The sequence below is a fragment of the Pelagicoccus albus genome (assembly GCF_014230145.1).
Taxonomy (GTDB): Bacteria; Verrucomicrobiota; Verrucomicrobiia; order Opitutales; family Opitutaceae; genus Pelagicoccus; species Pelagicoccus albus.
Map to the genome: position 1 here is coordinate 256,304 of NZ_JACHVC010000005.1, position 11,663 is coordinate 267,966.

6 protein-coding genes are annotated in these 11,663 nt (G+C 54.8%); 2 read left to right on the forward strand and 4 right to left on the reverse strand.

What is annotated here, in order from left to right; translation table 11 throughout:
* Positions 1-9: 9 nt before the first annotated feature.
* Genes H5P27_RS03060 through H5P27_RS03075 form a run of 4 tightly spaced genes read right to left on the reverse strand, consistent with a single transcriptional unit; the run spans position 10 to position 7,257 of the window.
* Positions 10-1,281 (reverse strand): rhamnogalacturonan acetylesterase, encoded by a 1,272-nt coding sequence (locus H5P27_RS03060; RefSeq protein WP_185658899.1) that lies wholly within the window; start codon positions 1,279-1,281, stop codon positions 10-12.
* The gene (locus tag H5P27_RS03065; protein ID WP_185658900.1) at positions 1,278-2,147 is read right to left on the reverse strand and encodes a glycoside hydrolase family 43 protein; all 870 of its coding nucleotides are present in this window, start codon (positions 2,145-2,147) and stop codon (positions 1,278-1,280) included. Before H5P27_RS03065 ends, H5P27_RS03060 begins: the two co-directional genes overlap by 4 nt.
* Positions 2,140-4,536: a sodium:solute symporter gene (locus H5P27_RS03070; protein ID WP_185658901.1), complete on the reverse strand. Its 2,397-nt coding sequence runs from the start codon at positions 4,534-4,536 to the stop codon at positions 2,140-2,142. The genes H5P27_RS03065 and H5P27_RS03070 overlap by 8 nt, the downstream gene beginning before the upstream one ends.
* 24 nt (positions 4,537-4,560) lie before the next feature.
* The gene (locus tag H5P27_RS03075; RefSeq protein WP_185658902.1) at positions 4,561-7,257 is read right to left on the reverse strand and encodes an exo-rhamnogalacturonan lyase family protein; all 2,697 of its coding nucleotides are present in this window, start codon (positions 7,255-7,257) and stop codon (positions 4,561-4,563) included.
* 451 nt (positions 7,258-7,708) lie between these two features.
* Here H5P27_RS03075 and H5P27_RS03080 point away from each other — a divergent pair, with 451 nt between their 5' ends.
* Together H5P27_RS03080 and galB are read left to right on the forward strand one after the other, a co-directional pair.
* The gene (locus H5P27_RS03080; protein WP_185658903.1) at positions 7,709-8,725 is read left to right on the forward strand and encodes a LacI family DNA-binding transcriptional regulator; all 1,017 of its coding nucleotides are present in this window, start codon (positions 7,709-7,711) and stop codon (positions 8,723-8,725) included.
* Between the two features lie 179 nt (positions 8,726-8,904).
* Positions 8,905-11,649, forward strand: coding sequence for a beta-galactosidase GalB (galB, locus tag H5P27_RS03085; protein ID WP_185658984.1), 2,745 nt, complete (start codon positions 8,905-8,907; stop codon positions 11,647-11,649).
* The last annotated feature ends 14 nt before the right edge of the window (positions 11,650-11,663 follow it).

An 11,663-nucleotide genomic window follows, 5' to 3' on the forward strand; every position in this document is an offset into this window, starting at 1 on the left:
ATGCTTGCCTCAGTTGCCGTACGGCTTTGTGGCGGTTGAAATTGGGCTAGCTGGGATTTGAACCGAGTCGAAGGAATCTGGAGAGCCCGGATCGTATTCGCCTAAGCCTTCGACCCAAAAGGAGTCCAGTTCGGGAGCGGCTAGCTTCAAGCCCTCCACGATGCAGCGGGCAAGCTGGTGTCCGCCATAGGGGTTGAAGTGCGTGTTGTCCGCGAGGTCCTTCTCTTGTTCCGGGTAGCTCCCGGCAGGGTAGTGCACGAACGCGTTTTTGGAATCCTTGGGTCCTAGGGCCGAATAAAACGCTCCGCTCATGTAGTTGAGGTCAATGAGCGGGACTTGCAGATACTTGGCCGCTTGGCGAACCGCCTTCGGGTAGTCTCCCAAGGTCTCGGTTAACCTGCCTTCCGAATCGAAATTTCGTCGCTTCATGGAGGTAACGAGGACGGGCCTTCCTCCTTTTGCTCTAATGGCTGAAACAAATTCGTGAATGTAGTTGGTATAGGATTCCCAGGGTCCGATGCCCTCGCCTTTTTCCTTCTGGTCGTTATGGCCGAATTGGATGATAACGACGTCTCCTGGGTGTAGGGTATCGAGTACCTTTTCGAAACGTTGCATTCCCTTAAAGGAGCTGAATGCGAAGCCGGAGGAAGAGTGGTTGACCACCGCGATGCCCGGTTTGAGGAATACGGGAAAAATCTGGCCCCAGCCTGTCCAAGGTTCGCTGCTTTGGTCGGCCACTGTGGAGTCGCCGATAATGTGGAGGGTCGGAACGAGGGGAGCAGGCGTTATCTCGATGGCGTCGAGTAGTAGGTGTTCGCTGGTGAATTCCAATTCCAGTTTATCATTCCAGAGCCAAGTATCCACTTCGCGGCTTTTAAGCTGAACTTCCCCGCCTGACTTCAAACTTGTGCGGTGCGTGTTAAGCGTGACGGTGTATTGGAAATCTTGAGTCGAACTCTGCGGAGCTTGGTTGAGCAGAAGTCGGCGGGACTCGGCCTTGAGGCTAAAGATCTCGGATTCCGCCGTTGGCTTGAGGTGCAGCGTCACGTTGTAGTTTCCCTCCTCCACAGGCAGAGCCATGATGAATTGTCCCGATATTTCGAGACAGTCGGCTTTCATGCTGGCCTGATCGCTGAAAAGCACTTCCAAGCTCTCGGTGGAGGCGATTTGTTCGAATCCTGTCTGGGGGGAGTCTGTTCCGAAATCAAGCGAGAGGCTAGAAGATCCGTAGCAAGCCGATGCAATTAGCAGGGAGGAGAGGGCGAGAGTCGTTTTTCTCATTTTTCCTTGGGGAATAGATGGTCGAATTCAGTTTTTGAGAGGGTTAGCATGCTTCCGTGACGAGCGCCTTTCGGGAAGCTCAGCCGATCAGAGATGTCTTCCCATCTTTTGAAGTTCTTGGTCCGCTTCGCTTCGTACCTTTTCTCGCGATACACATCGTAGTAGACGTGAGTCCATTCTCCGATTTGCAGACAGGCAGGGCCCTCCACCCATGAATCGGTGAATGGATCCGAGGGAGGAGAGAAGGGACCGCCGTGTGATTTGGCTTCGCAGAAAAACAAATCCTTTTTCTCAGGATCCAAGCGTTCGTCTTTTCCTATGAGACGGATTTGGCCGTCTGGTGTTTGGTGAAGCGTGATGTCTATTACGTTGAAGCCCGGGTCGAAAAAAACCTCTGGCTCGGATATGTTCTCAAAATCCGTGGTAGTGACGGACCACATACGGTGATTGTATCCGCTTTCTGAACTGCTTGAGTCTTCCGGGTAAAGGGCTGGAACAGTGGAGGCCCAATAGATGCGGTACTTTTTGATTTTGGGGTCGAATACCATTTCCGGCGCCCAACAGTTCCGGACACTTGGATGCTTCGCCATGACGGGGATTCGTCGTTGTGGGCTCCAATTGACGAGATCTTTCGAAGAGGCGTAGCCTATGTCCTTCGACTCCCAGTCTGTGGTCCAGATCAAGTGGTAGGTTTTGTCGATTGCTCGGAGTAAAAAAGGGTCTCGCATGAGACCCTCTTCTGGAACGATCACGTAGCCTGTCCCGGGAATGTCCTCCCAAGTCAGGCCGTCGCGGCTCGAGGCGAGCCGCATGCCGTGTTGGCCGTTGTGAGTGAAGTAAGCGAATAGATGAACGAAATTAGTCATCCAAACCGCCTTTTCGATTCTTCAGCGTGGCCAAGGTCAGACCGTCGATATCCTTCTGGTTGCCGCCTGTTGCGATGCTGACCGCGAGTCCAACCACATAGGTGATCACGGAGCCGGCTACAGGGTAGAGCCAGAAGATCAAGAGTCCTTCGGCTGAAATCCAATAGGTGGCAGCCATACCGAAAGCGATACCGACGAGCACGCCGATTTCGTTAGCCTTGTCTGAGAAGAGACCCAGAGCGTAGATACCCACTGTAGTTGCGGTTACGATACTTACTACGCGGAGTGCGAGGTCCCAAATCGAAGGAGTATCGAAAGAGTTTAGATAGAAGGCGGAAGCGATACCGAAAAGGCCAACGAGAACCGTAACGATACGACCCACTTTTACTGCTTGGGCTTCGGTTGGCGCCTTGGAGAAACGCTTGTAGAAGTCGTCCACCGCGAGGTTTGAAACACTACAGATGCTGCTGGAAATTGTGGACATGGTCGCGGCAAGAAGAGCGGCGATGACTAGGCCAGACGCACCAGGAGGCAACTGTTGAGCGGCGAAGAATGGGTAGATGCCATCGTTGCGCATGACCGGGTTTAGGTCGGAAGGGGACTGCTTGTAGAAAATGAAAAGCGCGGTGCCCAAGGCGAAGAGGAGAATGTTGATCGGGACCGCGACGCCCATCTGCGTAACGATCGCCTTCTTGGTAGACTTGAGCGAAGGCCCGCACTGGACGCGTTGCACGTAGTTTTGGTCGCCGATACCTAGCATGGTGACCGCGATGATTCCCACGAAGACGGTGAAGACATTTTCTTCCGTCAAGTTGAAGCCCCAGTCGAAGACATGGAGTTTGTCGTTATCGGAGAGGATGGTCCAAACATCGGACATCGGGATTTCGATCTTCAGGAATACCATCAGCAGACAGCCGGCGACTGCCGCGACCATGACGAAGCCTTGAATGGTGTCGGTCCAGATAACAGCGGAAAGACCACCGAGGAAGGTGTAAGCGATGGTAACCAGTCCCATGATTGGTACACTGACCTGCATCGGAATACCAGCGATCGCCTCCAGAGCGAAAGACGGAAGTAGCAATACTCCACCCATGCGTCCGAGGATTTGGTAAACTGCAAAAATCGAGCTGCCGATGATGCGCACGGAAAGACCGAAGCGTTCTTCCAAGTATTCGAAGGCGGTGCCGAAGTTCAGCTTACGAACGATAGGGGCGAAGAAGTATAGCGAGATTGGTAGAGCCAAGATCGAGTAGATACTAATCGCGAAGAAGGCCCAGTTCCCGGCGTAAGCCTTTCCCGGCATGGCCATCAAGCTCATGGCGCTCGCACCCGTGGCGAAGAGGCTCATCCCTGTAGCCCACCACGGTATCTTGTGTCCGCCACGGAAGTAGTCCTCTGAGCTCTTGCTTTGCTTCGCGAAGTGCATCCCGATCCAGAGCATCACTACGAAGTAAAGCGCTACCGAGAGATGGTCCCACCAGCCGTAGTTGGTTTCTGGAGTTCCAAATGTGGCGTGAGATGAACCCGTGCTGGAGAGGAAGTAGAAGTCGTTGTTGCCGGCGATGGCAACCGTGTCCGGAGCGAGTTTGTCGTAGCCTTCACGGAGAGCGATCCAGGTGTCGCCAACCATGTGATACAGGTAGGCGGCCGCGAATTCGCCATTGCGAACAGTCACTACCGCATGAGCGTCGCCTAGGCGTACTGCACTGGTCACTGTGCCTTCAGGCGCGTTGTCGTGCCCAGCTTTCCAGCCGTAGAGGGCGTGGTAGGAAACTGCGGAAGGAATGGAAATGCCGCTGGCGTCGGATCCGCCGATGACATTCATGGTTTCAACCGATTTGACCAGAAAGGCACCATTGCGAGCGACTTCTGGCAGGGCTTCTGCCTCTGTCCAGGTCGAGTCCGAAGAGGAGAGGTCCAAGGTGTAGAGTTTGTTCGATTCACCGGTGACGTAGAGTGTCGATACGTTTAGCCCCGCAGCCGGCGAAGCCATGGAGACTGGCAGCTCGGGGAGTTCCTCGATGCGAATAGAGTCACCTTCCGGTATGATTCGAGTCACGCTCTTGAGGGAGATCCCTTCGCTCTTTCCGCCTACCAGTACGAGAGCGTCTTGGAAGGAGACCGCAGCTCCTGCTGATCGCTTGGCAGGAAGATCGCCAATCTTTTCCCAAGCGTCTGCTCCGGGTCCAAGCGAATAGACAGCGGTGCTTGCTCCACCAGCGATCACAAAAGTGTCGCCCACCTTGCCCTTGAAGGTGCCGGTCAATTCGACCGGGGTTGCGGGCATGGGAGTGAGCGTCAGCTCCTGTTTTAGCGCGGCGTTACTGGAAGCCGCGAAGATGCTGGCGAAGAAAATCGCTAGCAGTGATAAACGGATGGTTCTCGACATTGGGATGTTGTTTGGGAAAGGGGGTTATTGGGCCTCGGAAGCCAAGGCTAAATTTTGAATGGCGGCAAGTCCCCACTGGGAGGAGTCGTTTGTAGAAACCCAAGCCGCTTCGTCCACTGGGTTTAATACGTTCGGACCTTCCAAATGGTTTGTGCCAATCGTCTTTTTTCCGCCCCATTCTTTCGAGAACTCGACCCAGGCGCGCTCGGCGAGTTTCTTGTTGTCGGTTTGTTGGGCGGCGTAAGCCGTCAGGCGCGAGTGCGCTTGCACGAGGTTTGGGCGGAAGGAAGTACCAAGGACCGCTTTCTGCTCTTCGGCTGGAGCGTTGTACAAGGTGCAGTATTGGAGCCAAGCGTCGCGGAAGCTGTCATCGTCGATGAGTTGTATCAGCTCGGCGCAAATTTCGACCAAACCGAATACGGCGCTGAGATGCGATACACCGGGTTGCGAGTGTTCTGGAGGAAGCAGTTTTTTGGTATCCGGATTGTATCCGAAATCTCCGGCGAAGAATCCGAGCGGGTGTCCGCCGATCTTACTCATGGCATCCTTCAGCCATCCTCCATACTTAGGGTCACCAGTGCGCTCCCACGCAGTCAACCAGTTGGCGGCGGTGGAGCCGAAGTCGGTGCCGATGCCCATGCGAGTAGCCGACGGGGTCGCGGTTCGGCCTTTGAGCTTGCGGGTTGGGACGAGGTTGGCGAGTTGGCGATCCGCCTCGGTGACTTCGTTTAAGACGTCGCCGGTACGTTCGTCCGCTGTAAGGAAGTAGTGGAATCGGCGATACGCTGAAGTACTGATACGAAGCTGTTTCGCGGAGCATCCCCAGTGCTGGACATTGTGGCGGGAGCCGAGGCCGGCGTATTTGCCAACATGGTAGATATCTACGTCGCGGTTGTGACGAGTCATAGCTTCCGCGATACGGAAATCGTCCCTGCGGCCTGTGCGCAGGAATGAATACCAAAGCCAGAGATCGGGCGAGAGTTCGGAATTATCCCATGCGAAGCCGCCTACGTCGTAGCGCCAGACATGGCGATCGCGGTCGTAGGTGTGCATAACGTCCCCGTAGTTCCAGAATCCATACCAGTGTCTTTGTTCGATCTGGCTCTTGTAGTATTGGACGGCCCAGTCGAGACGGTCTTCGATTTCCTTTTTCGCTTCGGTGGATCGATCAGGCAGGCTCCATAGGCTGCCAAAAACCCCGCTAGCTAAGTAGTATTCAGGAGTCGCGGTCAGCATGGCTGGCATACTGATTGACTCGGCCAGAGCGGTCGTGCGTTCGCGAGAAGGAGTGGCTTCCACGACGCAAAGAGTGAAGTCAGTAGTACGTGCCACGCCATATGCAGATCCGAGGTCTGGCTCGTAATCTTCGTAGGTGATGGCAAGTCCGCCGTCGTACTGCTCCTCGTAAGTGTCCATGCCCATACCGTCGTGGTAGAAACGTGTATCCATAGCGGGAGCATCGGGCGACCAGATCCAAACGGTGGCTTCCGCCAGATCCGTATTGGCATTTCGGATATCGAGTTTTGCTGGGTGCAACTGCCAGAAGTCGCGCATGCCAAAGAGAACTCCGCCGGAAATGCCTCCAATGTAGGCGACGCCTGCGGCTCGGTTGCCTTGGTCGACGTCGATCCAGCCGTGTCCGGGCTTGGTACGTTTGCGAAGGGTGAAGCCGTTGGCAGATTCTTGGGAAAGAGAAAAGTCTCCCCATGTAGGGATGTATTGCATACGCGAGCTTACTCGCTCGTCCCATTCTTCAAGAGGAGGAGTGGGGAGTCCGGCGATTTGCGCTTCGCGGACTGCTTGTCCGGGGTCACGGCGTAGTCCGGTGATACCGCGGATCGCTTCGCCCCAGAGGCCTTTGCCTTCTCCGGCGAAACGGACGTGGCGTTGGTGTTGCTCGTCGACCATCGGCACATCGAAGCGAAGCCCCATGCCTTTGATGAAGTCTGATTTTCCGTCCGTATCGTAAACGAAGGTGTGAGACATGCGAACGGACTCGCTTCCGGCGTAGAAATAAAGCCGCAGGGTGAAGGGCAACCATTCGCGTCCTGCGGGAGTCAGATGAGTCCCGGTTACTTTGATGACGGCTCGAACGGGGCCGGATTGCTCGATCTCGACTTTTTTAGTTCGGCCGAGGAATGATTCAGTATCGTGGGCTTCGCCCGCTTCGAACTCAGGCTTGCTTTGCCGGTAGCCAATGAGTCGCGCGTTTTCTGCCATGGCTCTGCCGTTGCGTTCGATGGAAGTGAAAATGACGTCGCCGTGTGCAGGTATAACGCAACGGATCGGTCCGGTTTCCACGGTCAGGTATGCTCCACGGTCGGTGACGAGTGTAGGTGAAGCTGGCTTAACTGGATTTCCTTTGGCTACGAAAAGGGTTTGGCTCGCCGCAGAGGTGGCGGCGATGGCGTGACCTGTCCATTTGACGGAACCGTCTGGCCAGTAGGCAGTGGTCCAGGTCTGGAGCGGAAGCTCTTCGCCCGCTTCGTTTTTAAGCGTTAGGGCATCCTCTGTCTGAAGCTCTCCTTGGGGCCAAGGCAGGCCCCAAGTGCTTCCCTCCATCGCTTCGGGAGCCTCTCCATCTAGCCAACTAATTGCTTTCTCGCCTGCTTTAGGCTTTTTGGTAGCTGGTCGCGCAAAGAGGGATTGAGTTGTCCCGCTCATGGCGAGGGGCACTGCGGCGGCAAAAGCGCTTTTGATCAGGAAATCGCGTCTGTTCATTGGGAATGGGGGGTTATTTGAGTAGTTGACTCTTGTTCGCTCGGGCGACGTTTAGGGGGTTATTCTTGCCCCTTGGCATTATGCCAGTCACGCAGAGCTCCCCATAGGGGGAGTCGGTTGTGGCGTCGCTCGAGTTCCAGGACCCCAATCCTACGGCATTTGATTTCGAACCTGCCATCTCGCTTATCGCCAACTCATCCAATCGATCGCTCTAAGAATAGCGATGCGTTGACCAAAGCTTGGAAGGAATGAGTTCAATGGGCGAATAGTTTCGGGGTTGTCTGGGAGGACCTTGGGCACGGCTTCCGTCGCGCTCAAAAGTGTGGTTTTAAGTAATTATGGCTTGCCCGAACTGGCGATTCGTGAGTTTTCTGACGGTAAGAAGCGACGCGAACCCCTTGCGCTGAGCGATTTCCCCCCAGTCACTATCCCTTAATTTTAAAAAATCCCGATGAGTTCCGTAAGAGAGTTGGCTCGAGAGTTGGGCCTTTCACACACCACTGTTTCCGACGCGCTTCGAAACAAGCCCAAGGTCAAAAAGGAGACGCGAGAGCGAGTTCTCGATGCGGCTCGAAAGGCAGGCTATCGCTACAACCCGCTGGCAGGCGCGTTGATGTCGGAGATGAGGCGCTCTTCGGTGGGCGTTTTCCAAGGCGTTCTAGCGGTTGTCGACCTTGAATGCCCCGAGAAGCGCGTCAAAGCGGCAGCCCTTTACCACAAGCAGATTTCCGAGGGCTGCCGGGAAAAAGCTTTGGAACTCGGTTTCAAGGCAGAGCTTTTTGTCATGGGTAGCGAGCTGCTCACCGTTTCCCGCCTCGATACGATTCTTAATTCACGCGGTATTCGCGGGGTGATCCTGCTCCCGGCATCCACGGAGCCTGACATCAGCAACCTGGGTTGGGAGAAATTCGCTGGAATTTATACCGACTATATCATTCAACGCCCTGCGTTGGACACGGTCTGTTCCGATCACTTCCGCTCTATGGTGGTAGCTCTCAATAAGCTCAAGGAGCTCGGCTACAAGCGTCCCGGCTTCGTGCTCGACTCACTGCACGACGAGCGTCTCCTTTGTCGCTGGGAGGCCGCCTTCCGGATGCACTGTCTCAAGGACTCCGGCACGCAGGCTCCAGCTCCTTACGTGACTAATGATTTGAACGAAGAAGGTTTCAGGAAGTGGTACGCTCGCGAAAAGCCGGACGTGGTGCTTTGTCACAAGATGAGGGTTTTCCACTGGATGGAGAACATGGGACTGAATATTCCGGAGCAGGTTGGCTTTTGTTGTCTCAATACGCACATGAGCGAGGAGCCTGTTAGTGGCTTGGATTTGTGTCCGAGAACTATTGGCAGCCGAGCGACGGAGCTATTGGTCGGGCAGTTGCACCGCAACGATTACGGGGTCCCGGAATTTGCCTCCACTACCACCATTCCGGCGGTTTGGGTAGATGGCCCCACTACGCGGCAGCAGTAGGCCTCCGCAGCAAGGTGGTTAGCGGACCGCCTATTCTATCGTTGGAATGAACAAGCTTACTCGCTTCGGCAAATGGGTTGCCATGGGCCGTGATAGAGGCTCACTTTAAGCGAGCTGGTCGTTTGTATTCGCTTCTCCAACCCTCAACCCCACGCCCCGTGAACAAGTCATATCCTGTCATGCTCCGCCTGTCGGTGGCTCTTGCCCTTGCCGCATCTTTTTGCCTCGCCGCTTGGCCGGCTTCCGACCGGAATGAAGGTCGCACTAGGGTGCTTCTGAACGAGGGCTGGAAATTTATGAAGTACGAGTCGGCGGAACTCGCGGATGATCTGATCTACGACGTAAGGCCTGAAGTTTTGGACGGCGAGGATGGGAAGGCAGCGGATGCAAAGCCGACCGAGGCAGTAGCAGTAAAAGTAGACAGAACGGTCTTGAATCCTTGGGTTTTGCCGACCGCCAACGCCTTCATTGCCGACCCTGCGGATCGCCATGCAAGACCCGAGGGACAGAGTCCCGGGGCGGAATTCCCATTCAATCAGCTCGATTTTGACGACAGCGGCTGGGAAGAGGTGCGGTTGCCTCACGATTGGGCGATTGAAGGACCTTTTATGGAGGGCAAAGATGCTGCTGTGGGAGGCGGAATGGGCAGACTGCCCAGCCCTGGAGTTGCTTGGTATCGGAAAAGCTTGGACATCCCTACTGAGGACGAGGGGAAGTCGGTCTTCCTCGAAATTGACGGAGCCATGTCCTATGCCATGGTTTGGTGCAACGGTACCCTGGTCGGTGGCTGGCCGTATGGCTACGCTTCCTGGCGACTCGATTTGACGGATTATCTCGAGTTCGGGGGAGCAAACCAAATATCTATCCGCGTCGACAATCCGCCGTATTCTTCGCGCTGGTATCCAGGTGGAGGCCTCTACCGAAATGTCTGGCTTAGCACCACTCAAGCGGTTCGTGTGCGACAGTGGGGCACCTTTGTCACGACCCCAAAGGTGACGAAAGAGTCCGCCCAGGTGGTTTTAGATGTGGAGATAGAGAACGCTTCAGAAAGCTCCGAAAAGATCACAGTCGCGACGGAACTTTATGAATTGGATGAAAACGGAGATGTCCAGGGGGAAGCTGTAGCGAGTTTCGAGAAAAGAGAGGTCGAGGTTGAGGCGGGTGGCGTCTCGAAAATTTCGTCAACCCTCGAGTTGGAGAATCCCAAGTTGTGGGGGCCGGCTCCCTCCCAGACGCCGCATCGCTACCTAGCCCGGACGAGTTTGCTCCTTGGTGAAAAGTCAGTGGATGTGTACGAGACGAAATTCGGCATCCGCGATTTGCGGTTCGATGCGAGAGAAGGACTCTTCGTGAATGGGGAACGGATCTATCTACAGGGAGTAAATCAGCACCACGATCTCGGAGCTCTCGGGGCCGCATTTAATTTGAGAGCAGCGGAACGCCAACTTGAGATGTTGCGGGAGATGGGCTGCAACGCGATCCGGATAGCCCACAACCCGCCCGCTTCTGAACTTCTGGAGCTGACGGACCGCATGGGCTTTTTGGTGGTCGACGAGATTTTCGACTGCTGGGAGCGGAAAAAGACCCCATTGGACTTTCACCTTATTTTTCCGGAGTGGAGTGAGCCAGACATGCGGGCGTTTTTGCGGAGGGACCGGAATCACCCATCTGTCATTATGTGGAGCATCGGCAATGAAGTAGGGGAGCAGTACACTGACGAAGCAGGAGCTGCGGTAGCTCAACGCCTTCAGAACATCGTGAAGTCGGAAGATTCCACTCGTCCGACGGCTGCGTCATTTAACTACGCGAAGCCGGACATGCCTATCACGGCTGTGACCGATACGATCAGTCTGAACTATCAAGGAGAAGGTATTCGTAATGCGCCAGCCTACGCCCACTTGAAGGGAATTAATACGCCTCCCTTGTATCCTAAGTTTCATGACGCCTATCCCGAGAAGTTGATAATCAGTAGCGAGAATGCGGCTGCAGTGAGCTCGCGGGGCGAGTACTTGTTTCCCGTTGTAGATGGAATCAGTGCACCAGTTGCCGATGGCGCAGGAGGGGATCCGTCGAGCGCTCAAGTAAGTTCCTACGAGTTGTACACAGCTCCGTTTGGATCTTCGGCAGACAAGGTGCTAGGCTCTCTCGAACGTCATCCGTATGTGGGAGGCGGATTCGTCTGGAGCGGTTGGGATTATCTGGGCGAGCCAACTCCCTACTACTCGGCTCGCAGTTCCTATTTTGGCGTTATCGATCTGGCCGGTTTCAAAAAAGATCGCTTCTACCTTTACCAAGCTCATTGGAGGCCAGATCTACCGATGGTCCATATTTTGCCTCATTGGAATTGGAAGGAGAGGGAAGGGGAAGTGACGCCAGTGCATGTTTTTACTTCGGGCGATGAAGCGGAGCTATTCTTGAACGGCAAGTCTCTGGGCCGAAAAAAGAAAGGCGATTTTGAATACAGGATTCGTTGGGATGACGTTGTATTTGAAGCGGGTAAACTTGAGGTTATTGCATACGAGAATGGTAAGGAATGGGCTCGAAGCGAGGTTGAGACCACGGGCGAAGCTACTCGCTTAAGCATCGAAGCCGACCGGACGGAGATTTCGGCTGATGGATACGATCTTTCGTTTATCACGGTTCGCGTATTGGACTCGGAAGGCCTTTGGGTTCCCGACTCTGATGTTCCCCTAAGTTTCGAGGTGAGTGGAGCGGGGGAATTGGTCGCTACGGACAATGGCGACTCCACGAGCCTTGTCTCTTTCAAGTCTCCCCAACGAAATGCGTTTAATGGCTTGGGGCTTGGCATTGTGAGAAGCTTTTCGGAACAACCTGGTGAAATTGAGATCCGCGTGACTTCTCCCGGGCTGCAGTCGGATATCCTAACTGTGAATACTGAAGCTATCGAGGCTTCCTCGAACTAAAAACAGATTTTATT

Coding starts and splice junctions, on each gene's coding strand:
- H5P27_RS03060 (WP_185658899.1), bottom strand. CDS start 1,281: ATGAGAAAAACGACTCTCGCCCTCTCCTCCCTGCTAATTGCATCGGCT.
- H5P27_RS03065 (WP_185658900.1), bottom strand. CDS start 2,147: ATGACTAATTTCGTTCATCTATTCGCTTACTTCACTCACAACGGCCAA.
- H5P27_RS03070 (WP_185658901.1), bottom strand. CDS start 4,536: ATGTCGAGAACCATCCGTTTATCACTGCTAGCGATTTTCTTCGCCAGC.
- H5P27_RS03075 (WP_185658902.1), bottom strand. CDS start 7,257: ATGAACAGACGCGATTTCCTGATCAAAAGCGCTTTTGCCGCCGCAGTG.
- H5P27_RS03080 (WP_185658903.1), top strand. CDS start 7,709: ATGAGTTCCGTAAGAGAGTTGGCTCGAGAGTTGGGCCTTTCACACACC.
- galB (WP_185658984.1), top strand. CDS start 8,905: ATGCTCCGCCTGTCGGTGGCTCTTGCCCTTGCCGCATCTTTTTGCCTC.